Source organism: Streptomyces populi, assembly GCF_002911015.1.
Classification (GTDB): domain Bacteria; phylum Actinomycetota; class Actinomycetes; order Streptomycetales; family Streptomycetaceae; genus Streptomyces; species Streptomyces populi.
In genome coordinates this window covers 1-24,252 of record NZ_KZ626932.1, presented here as the reverse complement: position 1 = coordinate 24,252, position 24,252 = coordinate 1, and the positions used below count along the sequence as shown (strand labels likewise).

Annotated in this window: 17 protein-coding genes, 1 tRNA gene and 1 pseudogene; 12 read left to right on the top strand and 7 right to left on the bottom strand. The window is 72.0% G+C overall.

Annotation, left to right across the window (positions count from 1 at the left end):
* Nucleotides 1-104: 104 nt before the first annotated feature.
* Entirely contained in the window at nt 105-2,684 is a 2,580-nt protein-coding gene (locus CW362_RS32645) for an ABC transporter permease (protein WP_103553217.1), read from the bottom strand.
* Nucleotides 2,681-3,469, bottom strand: a complete 789-nt coding sequence (locus tag CW362_RS32640; RefSeq protein ID WP_103553216.1) for an ABC transporter ATP-binding protein — start codon at nt 3,467-3,469, stop codon at nt 2,681-2,683. The genes CW362_RS32645 and CW362_RS32640 overlap by 4 nt, the downstream gene beginning before the upstream one ends.
* Nucleotides 3,470-3,921: 452 nt before the next feature.
* Here CW362_RS32640 and CW362_RS32635 point away from each other — a divergent pair, with 452 nt between their 5' ends.
* The 3 genes from CW362_RS32635 to CW362_RS32625 all read left to right on the top strand — a co-directional run bounded on the left by CW362_RS32635 (nt 3,922) and on the right by CW362_RS32625 (nt 7,911).
* Nucleotides 3,922-5,445 (top strand): MFS transporter, encoded by a 1,524-nt coding sequence (locus CW362_RS32635; RefSeq protein WP_240658146.1) that lies wholly within the window; start codon nt 3,922-3,924, stop codon nt 5,443-5,445.
* Between the two features lie 244 nt (nt 5,446-5,689).
* Nucleotides 5,690-6,280 carry a DUF485 domain-containing protein gene (locus tag CW362_RS45735; protein WP_103553215.1) on the top strand — a complete coding sequence of 197 codons (591 nt, stop codon included), beginning with the start codon at nt 5,690-5,692 and terminating at the stop codon, nt 6,278-6,280.
* A complete protein-coding gene (locus tag CW362_RS32625) occupies nt 6,277-7,911 on the top strand; it encodes a sodium/solute symporter (RefSeq protein WP_103553214.1) in 1,635 nt (544 codons plus the stop codon). The genes CW362_RS45735 and CW362_RS32625 overlap by 4 nt, the downstream gene beginning before the upstream one ends.
* 114 nt (nt 7,912-8,025) lie before the next feature.
* Here the strand turns inward: CW362_RS32625 and CW362_RS32620 are convergent, their stop codons facing one another.
* The 3 genes from CW362_RS32620 to CW362_RS32610 all read right to left on the bottom strand — a co-directional run bounded on the left by CW362_RS32620 (nt 8,026) and on the right by CW362_RS32610 (nt 12,793).
* Nucleotides 8,026-8,913 carry a cellulose-binding protein gene (locus CW362_RS32620; protein ID WP_103553213.1) on the bottom strand — a complete coding sequence of 296 codons (888 nt, stop codon included), beginning with the start codon at nt 8,911-8,913 and terminating at the stop codon, nt 8,026-8,028.
* 261 nt (nt 8,914-9,174) lie between these two features.
* Complete coding sequence (locus CW362_RS32615; RefSeq protein WP_103553212.1) at nt 9,175-11,799, bottom strand: SUKH-4 family immunity protein; 2,625 nt, start codon at nt 11,797-11,799, stop codon at nt 9,175-9,177.
* Nucleotides 11,800-11,806: 7 nt separating this feature from the next.
* Complete coding sequence (locus CW362_RS32610) at nt 11,807-12,793, bottom strand: SMI1/KNR4 family protein (RefSeq protein WP_103553211.1); 987 nt, start codon at nt 12,791-12,793, stop codon at nt 11,807-11,809.
* 229 nt (nt 12,794-13,022) lie between these two features.
* Here CW362_RS32610 and CW362_RS32605 point away from each other — a divergent pair, with 229 nt between their 5' ends.
* Together CW362_RS32605 and CW362_RS32600 are read left to right on the top strand one after the other, a co-directional pair.
* Nucleotides 13,023-13,526 carry a YwqJ-related putative deaminase gene (locus tag CW362_RS32605; RefSeq protein ID WP_103553210.1) on the top strand — a complete coding sequence of 168 codons (504 nt, stop codon included), beginning with the start codon at nt 13,023-13,025 and terminating at the stop codon, nt 13,524-13,526.
* A 77-nt stretch (nt 13,527-13,603) separates the two neighbouring features.
* The gene (locus tag CW362_RS32600) at nt 13,604-14,131 is read left to right on the top strand and encodes an SUKH-3 domain-containing protein (RefSeq protein WP_103553209.1); all 528 of its coding nucleotides are present in this window, start codon (nt 13,604-13,606) and stop codon (nt 14,129-14,131) included.
* A 349-nt stretch (nt 14,132-14,480) separates the two neighbouring features.
* Here CW362_RS32600 and CW362_RS32595 read toward each other — a convergent pair whose 3' ends face one another.
* Nucleotides 14,481-15,800, bottom strand: coding sequence for a sensor histidine kinase (locus CW362_RS32595; RefSeq protein WP_103553208.1), 1,320 nt, complete (start codon nt 15,798-15,800; stop codon nt 14,481-14,483).
* A gap of 302 nt (nt 15,801-16,102) precedes the next feature.
* Between CW362_RS32595 and CW362_RS32590 the strand changes: the two genes are divergently transcribed.
* The 6 genes from CW362_RS32590 (at nt 16,103) to CW362_RS32565 (ending at nt 20,914) form a co-directional block, all read left to right on the top strand.
* Nucleotides 16,103-16,174, top strand: a tRNA-Gln gene (locus tag CW362_RS32590).
* A gap of 126 nt (nt 16,175-16,300) precedes the next feature.
* Nucleotides 16,301-17,749 (top strand): bifunctional UDP-N-acetylglucosamine diphosphorylase/glucosamine-1-phosphate N-acetyltransferase GlmU, encoded by a 1,449-nt coding sequence (gene glmU / locus CW362_RS32585; RefSeq protein ID WP_103553223.1) that lies wholly within the window; start codon nt 16,301-16,303, stop codon nt 17,747-17,749.
* A gap of 131 nt (nt 17,750-17,880) precedes the next feature.
* Complete coding sequence (locus CW362_RS32580; RefSeq protein WP_103553207.1) at nt 17,881-18,858, top strand: ribose-phosphate diphosphokinase; 978 nt, start codon at nt 17,881-17,883, stop codon at nt 18,856-18,858.
* Nucleotides 18,859-19,041: 183 nt separating this feature from the next.
* On the top strand, nt 19,042-19,629 hold the full coding sequence (locus tag CW362_RS32575) for a 50S ribosomal protein L25/general stress protein Ctc (protein ID WP_103553206.1): 588 nt from the start codon (nt 19,042-19,044) through the stop codon (nt 19,627-19,629).
* A gap of 73 nt (nt 19,630-19,702) precedes the next feature.
* The gene (pth, locus tag CW362_RS32570; RefSeq protein WP_103553205.1) at nt 19,703-20,314 is read left to right on the top strand and encodes an aminoacyl-tRNA hydrolase; all 612 of its coding nucleotides are present in this window, start codon (nt 19,703-19,705) and stop codon (nt 20,312-20,314) included.
* A gap of 102 nt (nt 20,315-20,416) precedes the next feature.
* A complete protein-coding gene (locus CW362_RS32565) occupies nt 20,417-20,914 on the top strand; it encodes a hypothetical protein (RefSeq protein WP_103553204.1) in 498 nt (165 codons plus the stop codon).
* 117 nt (nt 20,915-21,031) lie between these two features.
* Here the strand turns inward: CW362_RS32565 and ppc are convergent, their stop codons facing one another.
* Entirely contained in the window at nt 21,032-23,764 is a 2,733-nt protein-coding gene (gene ppc, locus CW362_RS32560) for a phosphoenolpyruvate carboxylase (protein ID WP_103553203.1), read from the bottom strand.
* Between the two features lie 350 nt (nt 23,765-24,114).
* On the opposite strand from ppc, the pseudogene CW362_RS44930 reads away from it, so the two are divergent.
* Nucleotides 24,115-24,252, top strand: a pseudogene (locus CW362_RS44930) (acyl-CoA desaturase); the annotation flags it as partial.

Sequence of the window (24,252 nt, the reverse complement as noted above, 5' to 3'; positions counted from 1 at the left end):
CGGACGCACCGCGGGCCCGGTCCGAGGAGAGTGTGTCTCCTCGGACCGGGCCCGCAGGGCCACCGCGACCCCCGTGCGCGGTGGCCCCTGCGACCGTCCGACGGCTAGTCGGTGGCGATCGCGTTCAGTACGTTCATCCGGCCCGCCCGGAACGCCGGGATCAGGGCGGCGAACAGGCCCACGAAGGCCGAGCCGACGAAGACGGCGATGATGGTCGGCCAGGGGATCTCCAGGACGTTCAGTCCCTCCAGGGCGAGGAGCTTCTGGGCGGTCGCGCCCCAGCCCATGCCCAGGCCGAGGCCGAGCAGCGCGCCGAAGAGGGCGATGACCACCGACTCCATCCGGATCATGCGGCGCAGCTGGCGGCGCGAGAGGCCGATGGCCCGCATGAGACCGATCTCCCGGGTGCGCTCGACCACCGACAGGGCCAGGGTGTTCACCACACCGAGCACCGCGACGATGATCGCGAGGGCCAGCAGGCCGTAGATCAGGTTCAGGAGCTGCCCGATCTGGTCCTTCATGGCCTGCTTGTAGTCGGTCTGGTCGCGGACCTTGTACTGCGGGTAGTCGTGCAGGGAGGACTTCAGGGCCTTGTACGCGCTGTCCTGCTGTCCGTCCTTCGCCGAGGCGAAGACCATCTCGTCCAGGGGCATCTTGTCGGCCGGCACGTACTTGGCGAGCGTGGCGATGGAGATGTACTTCGAGCCCTTGTCGATGACCGCGTCGCTGCTGGTGATGGCGCGGACCGTCAGGTTCGCGGTGGCGCCGTCCTTGAAGGCGATCTTGATCTTCGACCCGAGGTGGATCTTGTGGTCCTTGGCGAACTTGTCGTGCACGGACATCGAGTCGGGCAGGTAGGCGTCCTTCAGGTCGCCGGCGACCGTCTTGGTCCGCAGGTCGGTGGCGTACGTCGGGTCGGCCGCGGTGATGTCCGTGCCCTTGAGCGTCTTGCCGTCGGGGGTGGTGTAGTCGCCCTCGGTGACCTTGTACTCGGTGACCCGGGCCAGTCCCGGGGTCTTCTTCACGGCCTGCGCGGCCTGCGGGGTGATGGGCTGACCGCCGTCGTTCTGGATGATGAAGTCCGTGCCGACGGTCTTGTCGAGCTCGTCGGTGGCGGAGGCGACCATGGAGGAGCCGACGACCGACAGGCAGGCGACCAGCGCGAGGCCGATCATGAGGGCGGCGCCCGTGGCGCCGGTGCGGCGCGGGTTGCGCAGGGCGTTGCGCTCGGCCATGCGTCCCACCGGGCCGAACATCCGCAGCAGGACCGCGCCGAGGACGCGCACCACGCCGCTCGCGAGCAGCGGGCCGATCACCACGAACCCGAGCAGGCTGAGCACCACGCCGAGCCCGAGCCACATCGAGCCCTCGCTCGCCTTGCTCGCGTCGGCGGCGAGGTAGAGGCCGAGGCCTCCGGCACCGGTGAGGACCAGGCCGAGCACGGCCCGTACGACTCCGGCCTTCGCGTCGGCGGGGGCGCCGGCGTCGCGCAGGGCGGCCATCGGGGAGACCTTGCCGGCGCGGCGGGCGGGCAGGTAGGCCGCCAGGACCGTGACGACGATGCCCAGCACCATGCCGACCACCGGGGTCGTCCAGGCCACCGTCAGGTCGTCGGTGGACAGGTTCATGCCGGTCATGCTCATGAGCTTCATCAGGCCGACGGCGATGCCGATGCCCGCGCCGACGCCGAGGACGGAGCCGAACGTGCCGAGGAGCAGTGCCTCGACCAGGACCGAACGGTTGACCTGCTTGCGGCTGGAGCCGATGGCCCGCATCAGACCGATCTCGCGGGTGCGCTGGGCGACCAGCATCGAGAAAGTGTTGATGATGAGGAAGATGCCGACCAGGAAGGCGATCCCGGCGAAGCCGAGCATCGCGTACTTCATGACGTCCAGGAAGCTGCCCACGTCCTTGCGGTTGGCGTCGGCGGTCTCCTTGGCGGTCTGCACCTTGTAGTGGCCGCCGGTCGCCGCCGCCACGTCCTGCTTCAGCCGGGCGTCGCTGACGCCCGCGGCGGCGGTGACGTTGACGTTGGTGTAGACGCCGGTCCGCCCGACGAGCGTCTTCTGGGCGGTCGGCGTGTCCAGGTAGAAGATGGCCGCGCCGGGGTTGGTGACGGTGAAGGTGGCGATGCCGGAGATCTTCGCGGTGTGGGTGCCGACCGCGTTGATCACACCGATCTCGTCGCCGAGCTTCAGGTGGTGCTTGTCGGCGGTGTCCTTGTCGACCATCACCTGGCCGGAGCCCTTGGGCGCCGCACCGGAGGTGACCTTCATCGTGCGGGCCTCGTTGGCGTTCCAGCTGCCGACGATGGTGGGCGCGCCGCTGGAGGGCGACAGGTTGTCCTTGTCGGCGTCGACGACGGTCACGGCGCTGGAGAAGACGGCGCCCTCGGCCGACTTCACGCCCGGCGCCTTGCGCACCTGGCCGAGCACGGAGGCGGGCATGACCGGGGGCCTGCCGTTGCCGGACGTCGTCTCACCGGTGTCCGAGGCGCTCTTCGCGCTCACGGTCACGTCGGAGGAGGTGGCCGCGAACAGCTTGTCGAACGTCGTGTTCATCGTGTCGCTGAAGACCAGCGTCCCGCAGACGAAGGCCACCGACAGCAGGACGGCGACGGCCGACAGGGCCATGCGTCCCTTGTGCGCGAAGAAGTTGCGCATCGAGGTCTTGAGGACGGTCATGACGTCCGCCCGCGGGAGTCGAAGTCCTTCATGCGGTCCAGGACCTGATCGGCCGTCGGCTGGTGCATCTCGTCGACGATCCTGCCGTCCGCGAGGTACAGCACACGGTCCGCGTACGAGGCCGCGACCGGGTCGTGGGTGACCATGACGATGGTCTGGCCGAGGTCGTCCACCGAGCGGCGCAGGAAGCCCAGCACCTCGGCGCCGGCCCGGGAGTCGAGGTTTCCGGTCGGCTCGTCGCCGAAGATGATCTCGGGGCGGGCCGCCAGCGCCCGCGCCACCGCGACGCGCTGCTGCTGGCCGCCGGAGAGCTGGGTCGGACGGTGCTTGAGCCGGTCCTTGAGCCCGACGGTCTCCACGACCTGGTTCAGCCAGGCCCGGTCGGGCTTGCGGCCCGCGATGTCCATCGGGAGCGTGATGTTCTCCAGGGCGTTCAGCGTCGGCAGCAGGTTGAACGCCTGGAAGATGAAGCCGATCCGGTCCCGGCGCAGCTGCGTGAGCTTCTTGTCCTTGAGCCCGGTGATCTCGGTCTCGTCGAGGAAGATCTGGCCGGAGGTGACGGTGTCGAGTCCGGCGAGGCAGTGCATCAGGGTGGACTTGCCGGACCCCGAGGGGCCCATGATCGCGGTGAACTGTCCCCGCGCGATGTCCACGTCGACCTGGTCGAGGGCGACCACGCGGGTCTCCCCCGACCCGTACGCCTTGACGACCTGTCGCGCCCGCGCGGCGACGGCCGTACGCCCTCCAGTGCCCTCGTGCCTGGGAATGCTTACAGCCGATGTCACGGTATGTCTCCTAAGTCGGCCGGCAGGGGGACCTGCCGGGCTTCGAAAGTCTGCGAGCGGGTGCGACGGGCCGCGGAGGTCCACGCTGTTCGGACGCGGTGCGTCGGCCACGTCGTCAAGTCTGCTGTCGGCGGGTGGTCGTACGCGCTGGTGCACGGCCCCGTCTTCTGCTGGGGAAAACCCCACCCCCGAAGGTGCGGTCCGTACGACCGGAGCGCGCCCCCGACGACGTAAGACCAGGTTAAGAACGGCTGCGGCCCGTCTCCTCCTCCGACGGGACGAACCCTCCCCGACCCCTGGTGCGGAGATCCCCCTAGGGGTTGTCCACCCTCCGGTGGACGACCCCTCAGGGTCGGCTCCACCCCCGGGCCCACCCAGCCTCCACCCTCCCCCGGCGTGAGGCTCAAGTGGGAAGCTGGCCCCGGCGGATAGGTGCAGGGGGAAGGAATCCCGTGGGCGAGGGGAACACCGGGACACCGGTCGTACAGGAGCACGTCACCGCGACGGACCGGGCCGAGACCCGGCGGCGGCGCGCCGTCGTCGCCGCGCTCATGCTGGCGATGGGGCTCGCCGCGCTCGACGCCACGATCGTGTCCACCGCCGTTCCGCAGATCGTCGGCGACCTCGGCGGGTTCTCGGTCTTCTCCTGGCTGTTCTCGGGCTACCTGCTGGCCGTCACGGTCACGCTCCCCGTCTACGGCAAGCTCTCCGACACCTTCGGCCGCAAACCGGTCCTCGTGACGGGCGCCGCGCTCTTCCTCCTCGGCTCGCTGCTCTGCGCCGGCGCCTGGAACATGGCCGCGCTCATCGCCTTCCGCATCGTGCAGGGGCTGGGCGGCGGCGCCCTCCAGGGCACCGTCCAGACGCTCGCCGCCGATCTGTACCCGCTCAGGGAACGCCCGAAGATCCAGGCCAGACTGTCCACCGTGTGGGCGACCTCGGCCGTCGCGGGTCCCGCGCTGGGCGGAGTCCTCGCGGCGTACGCGAACTGGCGGTGGATCTTCCTCGTCAACCTGCCGGTCGGCGCCCTCGCCCTGTGGCTGATCGCCCGTCATCTGCGCGAGCCCGAGCGGACCGTCCCGGACCGGCGGCCCCGGATCGACTGGGCGGGCGCCCTCGCGGTGTTCGCCTGCGGCGGCGTCCTGCTGACCGCGCTGGTGCAGGGCGGTGTCGCCTGGGACTGGCTCTCCGCCCCCTCGATCGCCCTGTTCACCACGGGAGCGTGCCTGCTCGCGGTCGTCGTGGCCGTGGAGCGGCGGGCCGCCGAACCGATCATCCCGGGCTGGGTGTGGCGCCGCCGGACGATCGCCGCGGTCAACCTGGCGCTCGGGGCCCTGGGGCTGCTCATGGTCGCGCCGACCGTCTTCCTGCCCACCTACGCGCAGGCGGTCCTCGGCCTCGCCCCGGTCGCCGCCGGATTCGTGCTCTCCGTGTGGACGTTGAGCTGGCCGGTGTCCGCGGCGCTCAGCCAGCACGTCTACCGCCGCATCGGCTTCCGGAACACCGCCATGCTCGGCATCGCCGCGGCGGCCCTGCTCCTGCTCGCCTTCCCCTTCCTGCCCGTCCCGGGCCGGGCGTGGCAGCCCGCCCTGCTGATGCTGCTGCTGGGCGGCGCGCTCGGGCTCTTCCAGCTCCCCCTGATCGTCGGTGTCCAGTCCACCGTCGGCTGGGCCGAGCGCGGCACGACCACCGCCTCCGTCCTGTTCTGCCGGCAGACCGGACAGACCCTCGGGGCCGCCCTGTTCGGCGCCGTCGCCAACGGGGTGCTGGCCGCGCGGCTCGGCGGCGCCGGGGACCTCGACGCGGTGACCCGCGCGCTGAACTCGGGCGCGCCGGACGGGGAGTTGCGGAGCGCGGTCGCCGACGCGGTCCACGCCGTCTATCTGGGCGCCGCCGGCGCGGCCGCCCTCGCCTTCCTGGTCCTGCTGTTCGTCGCGCCGCGCCGCTTCCCGGTCCTCGACGACCCCACGGACTGACCCCGGTGCCCGCTCCGGGACACCCGCTCCCCCACGGGAGGACCGGAGAACCTCCATGGCGGCTCCAGGGGAACTCCACAGGTAAACGCGGGTAACACCCCAGGTCACCGAAGTAAGCGCGTACCGACCGCCCAGTTCGGCGAAACGGTCGCGCGGCCCCGCTACCTACGAGTAGCGTGCGCGCTGCTCACCCCCCGCTCCCTGCGGTCCCACCCCGGACCCGAGCCACGCAAGGAGAACCGGGATGCCCGACCCGTTCTCGTCCCCCGAGTACCAAGGACCGCGCCGGCAGCAACCGCACCGACGCCCGTACCCGCCGTCCCCGTACCCGCCGTCCCCGTCACCACGAGCCCCCCTGTACCAGCCGTACCCGGCCCACCCGGAGGACCCCGGGCACCCCGCGTACCCGCCGCCCGGCCCGGCCTCCGACCCAGGCCCGGCCTCCGACCCCGGCCGGCTGACCTACCCCTGGCAGCCCCGGCCCCGGCCGGCCGATCCCCCGCCCCGGCGGATGCCCCGCCACCGGCCCCTCGGCCAGCACAGCGACATCAGGGTCCTGCGCGGCGCCTACCGCCGCCAGCGCCGCGTCGCGACCCTCACCGCCCTCGGCTACTTCACCCTCTTCCTGCTCCTGTCGGCCTTCGCGCCCTCGCTGATGACGAGCACGGTGTCCGGCGGACTGTCGACCGGTCTGCTGCTCGGCCTGCTCCAGGTCCCCGTCACCTGCCTCGCCATCGCCGTGTACGAGTACTCCGCGCGACGGCGCCTGGACCCGGTCGCGGACCGGATCCGCAGACAGAGCGAACTCGACGCGAGACGGGAGGCGGCACGATGACGGGATCCACCACCTCCGCGCAGACCATGTCGCTCGTGGCGTTCACCGCCGTCGCCACGACCACCCTGCTGCTGTGCGTGATGACCGGCCCGGACCGCGACGACCTGGACGAGTTCTACACCGGCTACGGATCGCTCTCGCCGATGCGCAACGGCCTCGCCATCGCCGGGGACTACATCTCGGCCGCGAGCGTGCTCGGCACCGGCGGCGTCATCGCGCTGGCCGGCTACGACGGCGTGGTCCTCGCCCTGAGCACGGCCCTGTCCCTGATGCTGCTGATGTTCCTGCTGGCCGAACCGCTGCGCAACGCCGGACGGTTCACCATGGGCGACGCGCTCGCGCGCCGCACGCCGGGCCGCGCCGTCCGCAACACGGCCTGCGCGGTCACCATCGTGGCGCTGCTGCCGCTGATGCTGGTCCAACTGGCGGGCGCGGGCGACCTGCTGGCGTTCATCCTCGGCTTCTCCAACGACTCCCTCAAGACCGGCTGCGTCATCGGCCTCGGCGCCCTGATGATCAGCTACGCGGCGATCGGCGGCATGAAGGGCACCGCCCTCATCCAGATCCTGAAGATCGTGATGCTGCTCGGCTCGGGCCTGGTGGTCGCCGTCCTCGTCCTCCACCGCTTCGACTGGAACCCCGGCACCCTGCTGGCCGCCGCGGCCGGCAACAGCGGAGTGGGCGACGCGTTCCTCCGCTCCGGCCTCCAGTTCGCGGGCGGTGCCAGCCCCCGCCTGGACATGATCACCTCGGAGCTGACGGTCGTCCTCGGCGGCGCCTGCCTCCCCCACATCACCATGCGCATGTACACCGCCGACAGCGCCCGCCAGGTACGCAGGTCGCTGTCCTGGGCGGTGCCGAGCGTGGCCCTGTTCGTCCTGATCGTCAGCGTCATCGGCTTCGGCGCCACGGCCCTGATCGGCCGCGAGGCGATCGCGGCGGCCGACCCCCAGGGCAACACCGCCTATCTGCTGGGCTCCCGGGCGGCCTTCGGCACCTCCGCCTCCACGGCCGAGACCCTCCTGTTCACCACCGTCACGACAGCGATCTTCCTGACCCTGCTCGCGTCCGTCGCCGGGATGATCCTGGCCTGCGCCAACTCCCTCGCCCACGACGTGTTCGCCCACAGCAAGCTCCTCCGCGGCCGACGCCGGGGCGACGAGCTCTCCCCGCGCCGCGAGATGCTCCTCGCCCGCGTCTCCGCGCTGGCGGTGGGGGTCCCCGCCATCCTGCTGTCCACCCTCGCCCAGCACCACAGCCTGCAGCCCCTGGTCACCCTCTCCTTCTGCATCGGCGCCTCCGCGATCGCGCCCGCGCTCGTCTACAGCCTCTTCTGGCGCCGCTACACCCGGGCCGGTCTGCTCGCCACCCTCATCGGCGGCACCCTCACCGTCCTCGTCCTCATGCCCGGCACCAACCTCGTCTCCGGCTCCCCCACCGCCGCGTTCCCGGACGCCGACTTCAACTGGTTCCCGTTCACCACGACCGGCATCGTGTCGATCCCGCTGGGGTTCGCCTACGGGTGGATCGGGACGGTGGCCTCGGGCCGCCGCAAGGCGGAGGAACAGCGCAGGCAGTACGAGGCGGTGGAGGGATGGATCCTGGCGGGGGCGAGACCGAGGGGCCGGTGAGAGCGGGCGAGCACCGAACGAGCGGTGGAACCGGGCGAGTCGGGTGGGCCGGGGGAGACCCGCCGCGGAGCGGCGAAGAGACACCGCGGAGCGGGGCTTCCCGCCGGGGCCCGGCTACTCCGCCGGGGCCTTCCCCGTGAGAGAGGTGAGACTGCTGCGTACGTGGTCCATGTGGGCCCGTACGTGCTCCCACCGCTCCCCGTGCTCCCGCAGCACCCGGTCGGTCTCCCGGGCGATCCGCTCCTCATGGACCCGGGCCTCGGCGACCAGCCCGGCCGCGCGCGCCGCCGCGTCCTCCTGCTGGTGCCGGTCCCACTCCTCCGCCTCCGCGAGGACCTGTTCGGCCCGGGCGAGCGACTCCCCGGCACGGGCCTCGCGTTCGAGCCGGTCGGCCTCGAAGGCGGCCTCTCGCTCGGCGACGGCCAGCTCGGCCTCCGCCCACCGCGCGGCGTGCTCCGCCTCCTGCCCGGCGGTCAGGGCCTTCGCCCGCCCCCGCACCTCGCGCAGCGCCGCGAGCACCTCCCCCCGGCTCTCCTTCACGTCCCGCCGCGCGGAGACCCGCACCTCGTCGGCCTCGGCACGCGCGCCGAGCAGCCGCTGCAAGGCCCACTCCTCCGCCGCGTCACGCACCTCCTCGGCGTACGCCTGCGCGGCTCCGCGCACGTCACGCCCCACCGCCTCGGCCGCCTCGGCCTCCGACCGGGCCTCCTGCCGGGCCTCCTCCAGCAGGGCCGCGGCCTCCTCCTCGCCGAGTTCGAAGATCCGCCGCGCCCGCTCGCCGAGCTCCTCGTACGTCTGCGGGGCGAGCCGCGTCACGGCCTCCCGCAGCCGTTCCGCCTCGGCCTCCATGTCCCTCGCCAGCACGGTGAGCCGGGCGGCCCGCTCCCAGGCGTCGTCACGGTCCCGGGAGAGCGCCGCGGTGTACGCGTCGACCTGTTCGGGACGGTAGCCGCGTCCCCGTACGGCCACGAAACCGTACGGCGACACCGGTGTGCTGCTCATCCTTGGACCCCTCTCCGCCCGACACACACGAAAAGACGATTTCGCGCACATCTTGATGGATCACGCGGAAGTGTTCATAACGCGACACTCCGCCCATCCATTCGGCCAGGGACAGGTCACGGACGAGTCATTTGAGATCAGCGGCGCCGGAACGGACGAAACGGATGAGGCGCCCGACCCGTGAACCGGGCCGAGCGCCTCATCCGTACCGCTGTCGTCCTGCCTCGTCCCGCCGTGCTCCGCGGGACCGTCAGACAGGCCCTAGAGCAGCCCGTCCCACATCTCCTCCAGCAGGACCGACCACCAGCTCTCCGGGGAGGCCAGTGCCGCCGGGTCGAGCGAGGCGAGCTGGGCCTGGAAGTCGACGGTCCAGCGGCCCGCCTGCTCCTGGCTGAGGCCGAACCGCAGCCGCCACATCCGCCCGAGCAGCGCCAGGCAGCGCGCGAACTCGGGCAGGCCGGTGTTCACGAACTGCGGCGGCACCGGAGCACCCCCGGGACCGGCCTCCACCGGCACGGCGACGATGTTCGCCGTGCCGTACTGGACGCAGATCGCCTTGCCGAAGTCGCTGCCCATGACGAGGTAGGAGCCCGCGTCCTGGGACGCCGCCACCCCGCGCTCCTGCGCCAGTTCGGCCAGCGTGGGCACCGGACGGCCCGGCTGGGCCTGCGCCCAGAAGAACGGCCCCATGTCGACCGGCAGCCCCGCCACGACCAGGACGTGCGCCACGATCGGCGGCACCCCCTGCCGCGACACGGCGGCCTGGTCGAACCGGAACATCCCCGGCCCGAACGCCGCCGCCAACTCCTGCGCGATCGCCTCCGGCGGGATCGGCGGCGCGGGCTGCACCGGCGGGATCGGCGCCCGCACCGGCGCCGGACGCGCCGGCCCGTCCGCCACCTGGTGCAACTCTCCCTGGTGCGCGAGGAGCTGGTGCATCCCCTGCTGCCGGCTCGCGTGATCCGTGCCGTACGGCGCGATGCTCGTGATCCGCGCCTGCGGGAAGGTCTCCCTGATCATCCGCGCGCAGTAGGCGCCCGGCAGCTCACAGGACTCCAGCTCCGTGTGCAGCTCCAGCACCTGCTGCGGCGGCACGTTCATCGCGCGCAGCTCGTGCAGGATCTGCCACTCCGGGTGCGGCGTGCCCGGCGCGGACCGCCGGATCAGCTGCTGCTCCGACCCGTCGTGCGCCCGGTAGCGCAGCACGGCCTGGTAGCCGGGACCGACGGTCGGCTGCCCCGTCTGCGGATAGCCGTACGCCGGCGGCTGCCCCGGCACGGGCTGCTGTCCGGGCAGCGGCTGAGGAGCGCCCGGCGGCATGCCGGGGGCGCCCGGGGGAGGCGGCGTACCGGGCCCCCCGGCCGGAGGGGCGAACATGGTCGGCGCGTGGTGCACCTCACCGGAAGGCGTGCCCCCGGGAGCACCGGGAGCGCCGGGCGCACCCGGCGGCTGCGGCGCGCCGGGACCTCCCACCGGAGGCCCCGCCAGCATCGTCGCGGCGTGGTGCGCCCCACCCGCGGGCGTGGCGCCCGGCGGAACCGGAGCACCGGGCGCACCCGGCGGCTGCGGCGCGCCGGGGCCGCCCACCGCGGGGCCCGCCAGCATCGTCGCGGCATGGTGGACCCCGCCCGGAGGAGGCGTCGCACCCGGAGGAGGCGTCGCGCCGGGCGGCTTGGGTGCGCCGGGCACCCCCTCGGGCCCGTCGGGACCGAGCTGCGAGACGAGCTGCGTCGGCACGTAGCCGCCCGCGGGCGCGCCCGGGGCGGGCGGTGCGGGCGGCGGAGGCGTGCTGCCCGGCCGTGCGCCCGGAACCCCCGGAGCGCCCGGCGGATGCGGGGCACCCGCACCGGAGCGCGCCACCCGGGGCGGCTGCGCCTTGCTGGTCGCGGCGTCGGCGATGTCACCCGCGTTCGGGGGCAGCGGCCTCGACGGAGCGGCGGGCGGCGGAGTACCCGGACCACTGCCCGGACCGTGGGGGAAGCCGTACGCGGGCGCGCCCGGAGGCGGCGTCCCCTGCGGACCGCCGGCGACGGGCGACACCGTCGTGCGCGGGAGCTGGCTGCCCCCGGACATCATGGCGGTCTGGTCGTGCGCGGCGACGGGCGGCGGGGTGCGCGAGTCGTCGACGTCCGTCAGCGGCGGAGCGAACACGGTCGCCGGCAGCGGTACCGAACGGTCGTCCCCGGGATCGGCATTCGTGTCCGTACCCGCCCACGGGGTCGCGTCGGCGGGCACGGCCGGCCCCGCGTCCCGCGGACCGGGAACCTCGTCGTCGGTCGCGGCGGCCGGCCACGGCGTGGCCCCGCCGGGAACCGGCGCCACGGCCGGGGAGGCGGCGTGCGCTCCCGGCGCGGCCGCGGCTCCGCGGTCCCCGGGGTCACCCGGCGCACCGGACAGCGAACTCCCGCCCCCGGCGGCCCCGTTCCCGGAACCGCCCGCCGAAGAGGCCGCGGCCGGACGGGAACCCGCCCCGTCGGAGCCGGACGACCCCGACCCGGCACGCCGGTCCGGGATCCCCATCCTGTCCGCCGCCTCCTGCAACCACTCCGGAGGACTCAACAGGAACGACGTCTGGTTCAGGTCGACCCGGGCCGCCGGCGCCGGCGCCGGTTCGGGGGCCCCGGCCGGCACCCCGTACTCCTCCTCGTACCTGCGGATGACCTCACCCACCGGCAGCGCGGGCCACAGCGTGGCCTCCCCGCTGTCCCGCGCGATGACGAGCCGCTGCGCGCCCCCGTCGGAACGCGGCCCCTCGGCACGGTCCTCCGCCCACACGACGAAACCGAGTTCGAACTCGCGCACCCGCACCTCGCGGTGCTGGTACCCGGCGACGTCCCCGTTGATCCACTCTTCCGCGCGCTCCTGCGCCTGCGCGAAGGTCACCATCGCAGCCTCACTCCCCCATCGAAGAGACGGGCACGGCACGGGCGAAGCCGCCGTCCACCATCAGGTTCGCCACCGTCTCCAGCTCCGGCGGATTGCCCGCGAGCCGGGACAGGAACTGGTCGAAGTCGTCACCGCACGGCAGCAGCAGCCGCTGCACCCGCTCGGCCGCCGGCCACGCGTCCTGGTCACGGGCGTCGTCGAACGCGCAGAACCAGACCGAACCGATCCGGTCGCCCTTCACCTTCACGGCCAGCAGACCGCCCTGCACGAACCCGACACCCAGGTAGTCCTTGGTCAGATGGTCGCGCAGACACTTGTTGACGTACACGAGGTCGTTGACCGCGGCCTCGTCGCGCACGGTGAACAACGGCTGGTCCACCAGCAGTCCGAGCTCGGCGTCGAGCGCGGCACCGACCGGCGCGCACCCGCCCGCGGCCTTCAGGAACGACCGGTAGGCACCGGGCAGCCGGTAGCCGAGGTCCTCCTCGACCGCCAGCACCTGCTGCTCGGTCACCGAGACCGACGACTTCGGCAGCCCGAAGTGCGCGGGCCGCGTCTCCTGCAACGGCCGCGTACCGCGCTTGGAGTGGTCGACGGCCGCGGTCGCGACACCACCGTGGTGCCGCAGCAGCGCCTTCACCTCGACCGGCACCAACTCCAGCCGCCGGGTACCCGCGACGTGGTGCCACGTCCAGCCGTGCGGAGTCGCCACCGGGGGGATCGTGTCCCACAGATCGTGCCCCGACGCGGCCAGGGCGGCGTTCGCGGAGACGTAGTCCGTCAGCCTCAACTCGTCGACGCCGAAACCCTCCGGGGGCTCGGCGATCTCCGCCGCGGCACGCGCGTAGAGCGAGAAGTCCGGATAGCCGCGCTCGTCGATCCGCACGCCTCTGGGATGGCGCGCCGCCCGGACCGGGTCCGGGAAGTGCACGACCTGCCCGGCGTAGGCCGCGTTCGGCGGCGCGGCCTGCTGCCCGAGCCGACCTGTCGTCATGGCGGTTTCCCCCTGCGGCGTCTTCAGTAGCTGGATGGAGCGCGGATGTCGACAGCCTATTCGGTTGTACGACACCGGTCACCGGGCCTCCGGTTCCGTGACCAGCCGTCACCCCACGGTGACGGTATGCCTAAGACCTGGCGTGTCGCGGCGCCCCAGCTACCGCTCCCGCCACGCCGTTTGGCAGTCTGTCTCCGCACCGGGGGATGCACGGGAGGGAAAGACGATCATGAACGCGACGCATACGGGCACGTCCGGGGACCCCCGGGTCGGCTGGAGCAGCGCCGAGGCGCTGCACGCTCCCGTCCTGCTGTACCGCCGCGACGGCATACTCCCCACCGTCGCCGCCGCCCTCTCCGTCCGCGGTACCACCCTCACCGGCACGGCCGCCCGCGGCGACCAGCCGCCCGCCCTTCACCCGTTGGTGCAGGACTTCCTCGACACCCTCACGAACGCGCAGCGCGACCGCTTCACCGGCCGCTGCGCCGAGGCCATCCTGATCTCCCGGCAGATCGCCTCCGCCGACGCCGAACGCAGCAAGCGCGCCGGCCGCAAGCCGATGACCAACGGCGAGGCGCGCAGGGCCCTCAAGGGAGCCAAACTCACCGCGCGCCGCATCCGCGAGGACGGCGACCCCCTGCACGGCAGTTTCGCCGCTCCCTGCCGCTCCTGCACGGCGCTCAGCGGCCACTTCGGCGTACGCATCGTCGATCCGGCGGCACCGGACGCCTGAACTCCCCCCTCCGCGCACACGTACGCATGACGGCACCCCACGGCGCCGAGTCCCATCCCTCTACGAACGAAGGGCAGATGCGCTCCGAACGCCCCTCCCCCAGTCTCTTCTCCCCGCCCGGGCCGGGAGGACCCACGACACGCTTCCCCGACCCCGTGGACGCCGCACTGCGCTCGGCGGGATGGCAGCCGGGACGCTGGGACATAAAGCAGGCCGAGTACTGGGCCGACGAACTGCGCGGACACACGTCACCGGCCGGACACCGGCACGCCGTGTTCCCCGCGGCGGTCGAGGCCTGGGCGGAGTTCGGGGGACTGCGCGTCGCCGCCAAGGGACCCGGTCGCCGGCTCGCCCCCGCCGTGCTCCATCTCGACCCCCTGCACGGGCTGCACATGGCCCGCACCCTCGGCGACCTCGGCCGCGCGCTCGACACCGAGGTCTGCCCGCTGGGCGAGGAGACGGACTCCCGCGCCCTGCTCGCCATCGACGCCGAGGGGCGCGTCTACACCCTCGACCACACCGGCGACTGGTACCTCGGCCCCCACATCGACGCGGCCCTGACCACCCTCCTCACCGGAGCGTCCCCGACCCGCCTGACCACCTGACCCCGGCCGTTTTTTCGCCCCCTCCGCCCCTACCCTCCCCCAAGGTCTCGGCTTCTCCCCCAGCCTTCGGCCGGGAGGGACCCCCAGACCAGGGGGGACCCCCATCGTCCCCGGGGGCTCCGCCCCGGACCCCGCTCCTCGAACGCCGGAGGGGCTGAAACTCACGCCGGTGAGGGGCTACGCCCGAACCACGACGCACCCGCAGCCGGGTACGCACGCGAGGGGCCGTGCCGGTACATCGATGCCCGTCGCCACCGACGCCCACGCCTCACCCGACGGCGACGGGCTGATGCACCGGCACGGCCCCGACCCACGACGCACCGGCACCGCACCCGCACCGCCCGGAGGGCTACGCGGGGATGACGGCCGACACCCGGAACCCACCCGCATCGGTCGGCCCCGACACGAACACACCCCCCAGAGCGGCCACCCGCTCCTTCATCCCCAGCAACCCGTTCCCCCCACTGGGCAGCCCCACGGACGACCCCGCCCCCACCTCCGGCGGACACTCGTTCTCCACCTGCATCGCGATCTCGGACACCCGGTGCGCCAGCCGGACGTACGTCTTGGCCCCCGCCGCGTGCTTGTGGACGTTCGTGAGCGCCTCCTGCACCACCCGGTAGGCGGTCTGCTCGATCTCACGGGCGTACCCGCGCATGTCCCCCTCGACCGACAGGGCCACGACCATCCCCGCCGCCGCCGACTGCCCGACCAGCTCGTCGATCTCGGCCAGACTCGGACCCTCACCGCCCCCGGAGTCGTCCACCACCCGCGACGCGGCCGCCGCGGCGGCGGCCGCCGCCGCACCCACCGCCGCCAGCGGCACCGACGGCACCCGCGCGCCCAGCCCGTCCCCCGTGCGGAGCACCCCCAGCATCTCCCTCAGCTCCGTGAGCGCCTGACGTCCCATGTCCCCCACCAGGGCGGCGTTCTTCACGGCCTTCTCGGGATCCTTCCGGGCGACCGCCTGGAGCGCCGCCGCGTGCACGACCATCAGGGAGACCCGGTGCGCGACCACGTCGTGCATCTCCCGCGCGATCCGGGTGCGCTCCTCGTTGCGCGCCCACTCCGCCCGCTCCTCCGCCCGCTCCGCGAGCAGTTGCAGCTCCCGCTCCAGCGAGTCCGCCCGCTCCCGCAGGCTCTCCATCAGCCGCCGCCTGGCCCCCATGTACAGCCCGAGCAGCACGGGCGGCGCGGTCATCCCGATCGCCGTCGTGAGGGAGGCGAACGGGACCAGCCAGCTCCCCATCGGCACGTCCCCGCGCACCACGCTCTGGTGCGCCCGGACGAACGTCACGATCAGCATGCCGACGAAGGACATCCCGGCCAGCGCCGCGGTGATGCGCCGCGGCAGCTCGGACGCGGCGAGCGTGTAGAGCCCGACGAGTCCCATCAGGAACCCCATCTGGGCGGGCGTGATCGCGATGGACACCAGGACGACGGCGATCGGCCACTTCCGCCGCACCAGCAGCACGGACCCCGAGACCGCCCCGAACACGACACCCACCGGGGCGGGCAGTCCCGCGTCGTGCGCGAAGCGGACCCCCTCGCCGCCGCACTCGAACGCCGACACCAGAGCGAGCCCCGCGTCCAGCACGGCACTGCGCCACCCGACCCACCACCACGGCCCGGTCCCGGCCTCGGTGTGCTCTTCCCCCGTCGTGGTCATGGCTCCAGCCTACGGTTGCACCCCGAACCATTTCCGGTGAGTTTCGCCGACCGGCCTACACCGCACCCCGCCCGGAATCACCGGCCTGCGGACCTCGTGGACCGCGGGCCGATCCCGTCACGGCGAGCGCGGGAACGCAAACGCCCGACCACCGCGAGCGCCACCGGCGCCCGCCGGAGCCACCCGTCATCTGCCGCGCGGGAAGCGCCGAGTTGTACCGTCGCACGGAGGCCGCCCGGTACGGCATAGTGTTGGGTGCCGACTCGACGAGCCGACCAAATATCCGGTTCGATCGGGTTTATTCCCCCGTGGTGTAATTGGCAGCACTGTGGCTTTTGGTGCCATCTGTCCGGGTTCGAGTCCTGGCGGGGGAGCCTCGGTCGATCCTGTCCCTGACAGCGCCCTCAGGGCCCTCGGGGCCCTCTCCCATATCTCTCCTGTTTCGCCCCGGTATCCTGCGGATGACCACCCCCCGCCATCCACAGCCGAAGGGCAACCCCGTGAGCGCCATCCGCCCGGCCGCCGTCGTAGTACTCGCAGCGGGTGAGGGCACCCGTATGAAATCGGCCACACCCAAGGTCCTGCACGACATCTGCGGACGCTCCCTCGTCGGTCACGTGCTGGCCGCCGCGCGCGAGCTGGACCCCGAGAACCTGGTGGTCGTCGTCGGGCACGCGCGCGAGAAGGTCGTCGGGCACCTCACGGAGATCGGCCCGGACGTCCGGACGGCGGTACAGGCCGAGCAGAACGGCACCGGGCACGCGGTACGGATGGGTCTCGAGGAACTCGGCGGCGGCGTGGACGGCACGGTCGTCGTGGTCTGCGGCGACACCCCCCTGCTCAGCGGCGAGACCCTGCGCGCGCTGGCCTCGACCCACGGCGCCGACGGCAACGCCGTCACCGTGCTGACCGCCGAGGTCCCCGACGCCACCGGCTACGGCCGCATCGTGCGGGACGGCGCCAGCGGCGCGGTCACCGCGATCGTCGAGCACAAGGACGCGAGCGACTCGCAGCGCGCGATCCGCGAGATCAACTCGGGCGTCTTCGCCTTCGACGGCCGGCTGCTCGCCGACGCCCTCGGCAAGGTGCGGACGGACAACAGCCAGGGCGAGGAGTACCTGACGGACGTCCTCGGCATCCTGCGCGAGGCCGGGCACCGCGTGGGCGCGGCCGTCGCCGCCGACCACCGCGAGATCGCCGGCATCAACAACCGCGTCCAGCTCGCCGAGGCGCGCCGCATCCTGAACGACCGGCTGCTCACGCGGGCCATGCTGGCCGGTGTCAGCGTCGTCGACCCCGCGACGACCTGGGTCGACGTGACGGTCACCTTCGAGCCGGACGCGATCGTGCACCCCGGGACGCAGCTCCTGGGCGCCACCCATGTGGCCGAGGGCGCCGAGGTCGGCCCCAACTGCCGTCTGAAGGACACCCGGGTGGGCTCCGGCGCCCGTGTCGACAACACCGTGGCCGACACCGCCGAGGTGGGTCCCGAGGCGAAGGTGGGTCCGTTCGCGTATCTGCGTCCGGGCACGCGGATCGGCCTGAAGGCCAAGGTGGGCACGTACGTCGAGACGAAGAACGCGACGATCGGCGAGGGGACGAAGATCCCGCACCTGTCGTACGTGGGCGACGCGACGATCGGCGAGTACTCGAACATCGGCGCCGCGAGCGTGTTCGTGAACTACGACGGCCAGGAGAAGCACCACACGACGATCGGGTCGCACTGCCGTACGGGTTCGGACAACATGTTTGTGGCTCCTGTCACGGTCGGGGACGGCGCGTACACCGCGGCGGGCTCCGTCATCACCAAGGACGTGCCGCCCGGCTCGCTGGCCGTGGCCCGCGGTCAGCAGCGCAATATCGAGGGCTGGGTGGCCCGCAAGCGTCCCGGGAGCGCCGCCGCGAAGGCGGCGGAGACCGCCTCCCGGGAACCGGCAGGCGAAAGCTGACCGGAAAACGGCACGTCGGGAACGGCGTACCGTGATAAGTGCACACCCGCACCCCAGCTGAGAAGCCCTCTCGCAATCCAGCCGAGAAGACCTCTCACGCCCACTGAGATGACCTCTGAGGAGACAGTGCTGTGACCGGGATCAAGACGACGACCGGCGAGAAGAAGATGATGTTCTTCTCCGGCCGCGCCCACCCCGAGCTTGCCGAGGAGGTCGCCCACAAGCTGGGTGTCGGGGTCGTCCCGACGAAGGCCTTCGACTTCGCGAACGGCGAGATCTACGTCCGCTACCAGGAGTCCGCGCGCGGCGCCGACTGCTTCCTGATGCAGAGCCACACGGCTCCCATCAACAAGTGGATCATGGAACAGCTGATCATGATCGACGCTCTGAAGCGGGCCTCCGCCCGGAGCATCACCGTGATCGTGCCCTTCTACGGTTACGCCCGTCAGGACAAGAAGCACCGCGGACGTGAACCGATCTCGGCGCGTCTGATCGCCGACCTGATGAAGACGGCCGGCGCGGACCGCATCCTGACGGTCGACCTGCACACGGACCAGATCCAGGGCTTCTTCGACGGCCCGGTGGACCACCTGTTCGCGCTGCCGATCCTCGCCGACTACGTGGGCGCCAAGGTCGACAAGTCCAAGCTCACCGTCGTCTCCCCGGACGCCGGCCGGGTGCGGGTCGCCGACCGCTGGTGCGACCGTCTGGACGCTCCGCTGGCCATCGTGCACAAGCGCCGGGACAAGGACGTCGCCAACCAGGTCACCGTCCACGAGGTGGTCGGTGACGTGAAGGGCCGCGTCTGCGTGCTCGTCGACGACATGATCGACACCGGTGGCACCATCTGTGCCGCCGCCGACGCGCTGTTCGCGCACGGCGCGGAGGACGTCATCGTGACGGCCACGCACGGCGTGCTGTCCGGCCCCGCGGCCGACCGTCTGAAGAACTCCAAGGTCAGCGAGTTCATCTTCACGGACACCCTGCCGACCCCGGGCGAACTCGAGCTCGACAAGATCACGGTGCTGTCGATCGCCCCGACGATCGCGGACGCGGTGCGTGAGGTCTTCGAGGACGGCTCGGTGACGAGCCTGTTCGAGGAGCAGTAGGCCTCGCTCCCGCCGGTCGCCTAGATCGATTTCTTGTACGGCCTCCCCGCCCCGTAAGCTGTCACAGTTGCTCGGCGAGGGAGGCCGCACTTGTGTGCGGCGGTCCGTTATCGACGCGCTCTTCGTAGCAGGCCGATGGTTTGGCCGGGTGACCTTCTTCCCCAAGATCTACGAGGAGTGAACATGTCCGAGGTGAAGCTCGCCGCCGAGTCCCGTACCGAGTTCGGCAAGGGTGCCGCCCGTCGCGTCCGCCGCGAGGGCAAGGTTCCCGGTGTCATCTACGGTCACGGCACGGACCCGGTCCACGTGACGCTGCCGGGCCACGAGCTGCTGCTCGCGCTGCGCACGCCGAACGTCCTGATCTCCCTGGACCTCGACGGCAAGTCCGAGCTGGCGATCCCGAAGGCCGTCCAGCGCGACGCCATCAAGGGCTTCCTCGAGCACGTCGACCTGCTCCTCGTGAAGCGTGGCGAGAAGGTCACCGTCGAGGTCTTCGTGCAGACCGAGGGCGAGCTGGCCCCGGGCAGCTTCCTCGTCGAGAACGTGCTGAACACCCTGACGGTCGAGGCCGAGGCCACCCACATCCCGGAGTCGGTCACCGTCTCCATCGAGGGCCTGGAGGCCGGCGACTCCATCCACGCCAAGGACATCAAGCTCCCCAAGGGCACCACGCTGGCGATCGACGAGGACGCGGTCGTCATCCAGATCCTGTCGGCGCAGGCCGAGGAGCCGGCCGCCGAGGGCGAGACCGAGGCTGCCGCCGAGGCCTGATCCCCCCGGAATCTTCATCTGTGTCAGCCGCCGCTCCTTCCCGGGAGCGGCGGCTGCCGCGTATCAAGGACACATGGGAGACACGGACGTGACGACCGACGCCAATGCGCCCTGGCTGATCGTGGGCCTCGGCAATCCGGGCCCCGAGTACGCCATGAACCGGCACAACGTGGGCTTCATGGTGGCCGATCTGCTGGCGGAGCGGGTCGGCGGGAAGTTCAAGCGGGCGGGCAAGGCGCAGGCCCAGGTGATCGAGGGGCGGATCGGCCCGCCGGGTCCGGCGAACCGCCGGGTGATCCTGGCCAAGCCGATGTCGTACATGAACCTGTCGGGAGGTCCGGTGACCGCGCTGCGGGACTTCTACAAGGTGCCGACGGCGAACATCGTGACGGTCCACGACGAGCTCGACATCGACTACGGCGTGCTGCGGCTGAAGCTGGGCGGCGGCGACAACGGCCACAACGGGCTGAAGTCCATGACGAAGGCGATGGGCGCGGACTACCACCGGGTGCGGTTCGGCATCGGGCGTCCCCCGGGCCGTATGCAGGTCGCGGACTTCGTGCTGAAGGACTTCGGGTCCGCCGAGCGCAAGGAGCTGGACTACTTCGTGGACCGGGCCGCGGACGCGGTGGAGTGTCTGGTGATCGAGGGCCTGGAGCGGGCCCAGGGCACGTACAACTCCTGAGGGCCGGTCCGGATCGCTGGGTCCGGGGCCGGGTGGCGGACGTACTCGCACAACTGCCGACTTGTCCCCTGCCGGGGTTGACCGAGCGCGCGGCCATGGCCAATGATCCCCGCCATGCGTGCCGTCACCTCACGTCAGAGCGCGTACGCGGTGCTGCGTCTCGGGCAGCTCGCGGCGATGGGCGTGGTCACCGGGCTCATCCTGATCGCGGGCGTCTGGGCCTCCTGGGGCACCGCCCAGCACGTGATGCTGGGCAAGGGCCGGGAGCAGGGCACGATCACCGTGCGGTCGTGCTCGGGGGACGTCTGCACGGGGCCGTACACGCCGGTGTCGCCGGGTTCGCGGGCACGCTCCCGTGTCGTCATCGACCAGTCGGTGGCGGTGGAGAAGGGCCGGACGTACACGGTCACGGTGAAGCCGGGCAGCGACGAGGTCGTCCGCAGCGGCCCGGCCGGTCTGCTCTACGCCTGGGTCCCGCTGGCGGGAGCCCTGTTGCTGGCCTCGGTGGTGGTCGCGGGCGGTCTGCGGCTGACCCGCGCGGCCTGGGTGATGGCGGGCGCGGGGATCGCCCTGCTGACGGCCACGATCCTGGTCCTCTAGCGCTTCACGGGGCGGACGGGGATCGCCGGCCCCGAAGGCCCCGCGGACGCGCGAAGGCGCCCTCCGCGCTCGTACGGGTACGAGCGCGGAGGGCGCCTTCTCGTGCGCCGGGGTGCGTCAGCCGGTGTTGCGCAGGCCCGCCGCCACACCGTTGACCGTCAGGAGCAGGGCCCGCGAGAGCAGCGGGTCCGCCGCCTGGCCGGCCGCGGCCTCGTCGCGCTGGCGCTTGAGGAGGGCGACCTGGAGGTAGGAGATCGGGTCCAGGTAGGCGTCGCGGATGGCGAAGGTCTGCTGGAGCACCGGGTTGGTGTCGAGCAGCTTCTCGCCGCCGGTGACCCGCAGCACCTCGCGCACGGTCAGCTCGTGCTCGGCCTCGATGGCGTCGAAGACGTGCTTGAGCTCGTCCGGGACGAGGGTGTCGACGTAGTGGCGGGCGATCCGCAGGTCGGTCTTCGCGAGGGTCATCTCGACGTTCGAGATGAAGTTCCGGAAGAAGTGCCACTGCTCGTGCATCTCGTCGAGCACGGTGTCCAGGCCCGCTTCGCGCAGCGCCTTGAGGCCGGAGCCCACGCCGAACCAGCCGGGCACGATCTGCCGGGACTGGGTCCAGCCGAAGACCCACGGGATGGCGCGCAGTCCGTCGAGCGAGACGCCCGAGCCGGGGCGGCGGGAGGGCCGCGAGCCCAGGTGCAGGTCGGCGAGCTGGTCGACCGGCGTGGAGGCGAGGAAGTACGTCGGCAGGTCGGGGTCCTCGACGAGTTCGCGGTAGGCGGCGTGGGCGGCGTCGGAGACGACGTCCATCGCGGCGTCCCAGCGGGCGAGGGCCTCGTCGGACTGGCGGGGCGCGGTGTGCAGGGCGGACGCCTGGAGCGTGGCGGCGACCGTCAGTTCCAGGTTCTCCCTGGCCAGGGAGGGGATGAGGTACTTGTCGGAGATGACCTCGCCCTGCTCGGTCACCTTGATCTCGCCCTCCAGGGTTCCCCAGGGCTGCGCGAGGATCGCGTCGTGCGAGGGGCCGCCGCCGCGGCCGACGGTGCCGCCGCGGCCGTGGAAGAGACGCAGGCGCACGCCGTAGCGGTGGGCGACGTCGCGCAGCCGGCGCTGGGCGCGGTGGATCTCCCACTGGGAGGTGGTGATGCCGCCGAACTTGGAGGAGTCGGAGTAGCCGAGCATGACCTCCTGGACGTCCCCGCGCAGTGCCACCAGACGGCGGTACGAGGGGTCGGAGAGCATGTCCTCCAGGATGGTGTCCGCGGCCTTGAGCTCGTCGGTGGTCTCCAGGAGGGGCACGATGCCGATCTTGGCCCAGCCGGCGTGCAGGTCGAGCAGTCCGGCCTCGCGGGCGAGGACGGCGGCGGCGAAGACGTCGTCGGCGCCCTGGCACATCGAGATGATGTACGACTCGATGACCTCGGGCCCGAAGACCTTCAGGGCCCTCTTGACGGTCTCGAAGACGCCGAGGGTCTTCTGTCCGGCGGCGTCGAGCGGCGCGGGGGTCGGGGCGAGCGGGCGACGGGAGCGCAGTTCCTTGGCGAGGAGCTTGGCGCGGTAGTCGCGCGGCATGTCCACGTAGCGCCAGGACTCCTCGCCGAGGCGGTCGAAGAGCTGGCCGAGGGCGTGGTGGTGGGCGTCCGCGTGCTCGCGCACGTCCATGGTGGCGAGCTGGAGGCCGAACGCGGCGAGCGTGCGGATGGTGCGGTTCATGCGGCCGTCGGCGAACAGGCCGCCGCGGTGCTCGCGCAGCGAGGTCTGGATGAGGGTGAGGTCGCGCAGCAGTTCGGCGGTGCCGAGGTAGTCGCGGCCGTCCTCGTGGGGCGTGCCCTTGGCCAGGCGGAGCTTGGTGTTCTCCAGCTTCTGCCGGATGCAGGTGGCCTTGAGGCGGTAGGGCTCCTCGGCGTTGAGGCGCTTGTAGCGGGGGCTGATCTCCGGCAGGAGCTCCAGGTCGCACTGGAGGGACTCCAGGAGTTCCTCGGTGGCGCCGGTGTAGCGGATGGAGTTCGACAGGAAGCCGCGGAGCTCGTCGATGAGTTCGAGGGCGTCGTTGATGCCGTGCTCGTGCTGGAGGATCAGGACGTCCCAGGTGACGGCCGGGGTGACGTTCGGGTTGCCGTCGCGGTCGCCGCCGATCCAGGTGCCGAAGGTGAGCGGGCGGGTCTCGTCCGGGAGGGCGACGCCGACGCGCTCGAGTTCGGCGGTGAGGTCCTCCAGGACGTCGCCGACGGCGCTCGCGTGGAGCTCGTCGAGGTAGTAGATGGCGTTGCGCGCCTCGTCGGCGGGCTCGGGACGCACGACCCGGAGTTCGTCCGTCTGCCACACGAGGTCGATGTTCTCGGCCAGACGGGTGTCGTAGCGGCGGCGGTCGGCCTCGATGACCGGGGTCTCCAGGAGCGCGGCGATGCGCCGCAGCTTGTTGAGGACCGAGCGCCGGGCCGCCTCCGTGGGGTGGGCGGTGAAGACGGGGCGGACGTTGAGGTTCTTGACCGTCTGGCGCAGGTGCTCGGGGTCGGCGTCCTTGAGCCGGTCGGCCGTCCGGGCGAGGAGGCCGCCCTCGGCGGCGCGCTTGGCGCGCAGTTCGCGGCCGCGGTGCACCTGTTCGGTGACGTTGGCGAGGTGGAAGTAGGTCGAGAAGGCACGGACCAGCTTGGCGGCGGTCTCCAGTTCGGTGCCGCGCAGCAGCTCGGCGGCGGCCTCGCCGTCCTCGCGGGTCAGGCGGCGGACCTTCTCGACCAGTTCCAGGAGCTCGGGGCCCTCCTGCCGTACGAGGGTCTCGCCGAGCAGGTCGCCCAGGCGGCGGATGTCGGCGCGCAGTTCGCTGCTGGTCGTCGTGGTCTGGTCGTCGGCACTGCTCACAGGTGCGGCTCCTTGCAGTGGTGAAGCTCGTCTGAAGAGTGGGGAATCTCGTTCGAAGCTCGTCTGGGAGGGAACCCGGGTGACGACCGCGCGCGGCGGGTGCCGCTTAGGGAGGTGGCATCCGGGAAGAAATCAGAACGGACCGCGCTGTCCGACCGATACCAAGGATAGGTGTCCCCCCGGACGCGCAGGCTCACGGGCTCTTGCCGCCGGGCTACGCGCTGACATACTTACGACGCCGTAGGTTACGGACCCGTAGGTATTCCCGCCGGACAGCCGGGAGACCCCGGGTTCGCACCCGGACACCCTTCCCCGCCGTTCCTCATCCTCGAACCCCACAGGGGACGCCCATGACCACGAGTTCCGATGTGATCGACGACGCCCCGCGGGCGGCCGACGACGACGCACCGCTCCCCTCCGCGACCCTCGGCGGCGAGAAAAAGGGGTCGCTCGAACAGCTCACCCTCCTCCTCTTCATCGCCGTCCCG

Bases quoted from the DNA above. Each gene is read 5' to 3' on its own strand.
- CW362_RS32620 (WP_103553213.1), bottom strand. From the start codon at position 8,913: ATGAGCAGCACACCGGTGTCGCCGTACGGTTTCGTGGCCGTACGGGGA.
- CW362_RS45735 (WP_103553215.1), top strand. From the start codon at position 5,690: ATGCCCGACCCGTTCTCGTCCCCCGAGTACCAAGGACCGCGCCGGCAG.
- pth (WP_103553205.1), top strand. From the start codon at position 19,703: ATGGGAGACACGGACGTGACGACCGACGCCAATGCGCCCTGGCTGATC.
- CW362_RS32595 (WP_103553208.1), bottom strand. From the start codon at position 15,800: ATGACCACGACGGGGGAAGAGCACACCGAGGCCGGGACCGGGCCGTGG.
- CW362_RS32625 (WP_103553214.1), top strand. From the start codon at position 6,277: ATGACGGGATCCACCACCTCCGCGCAGACCATGTCGCTCGTGGCGTTC.
- CW362_RS32565 (WP_103553204.1), top strand. From the start codon at position 20,417: ATGATCCCCGCCATGCGTGCCGTCACCTCACGTCAGAGCGCGTACGCG.
- CW362_RS32610 (WP_103553211.1), bottom strand. From the start codon at position 12,793: ATGACGACAGGTCGGCTCGGGCAGCAGGCCGCGCCGCCGAACGCGGCC.
- CW362_RS32645 (WP_103553217.1), bottom strand. From the start codon at position 2,684: ATGACCGTCCTCAAGACCTCGATGCGCAACTTCTTCGCGCACAAGGGA.
- CW362_RS32575 (WP_103553206.1), top strand. From the start codon at position 19,042: ATGTCCGAGGTGAAGCTCGCCGCCGAGTCCCGTACCGAGTTCGGCAAG.
- CW362_RS32615 (WP_103553212.1), bottom strand. From the start codon at position 11,799: ATGGTGACCTTCGCGCAGGCGCAGGAGCGCGCGGAAGAGTGGATCAAC.
- CW362_RS32605 (WP_103553210.1), top strand. From the start codon at position 13,023: ATGAACGCGACGCATACGGGCACGTCCGGGGACCCCCGGGTCGGCTGG.
- CW362_RS32600 (WP_103553209.1), top strand. From the start codon at position 13,604: ATGCGCTCCGAACGCCCCTCCCCCAGTCTCTTCTCCCCGCCCGGGCCG.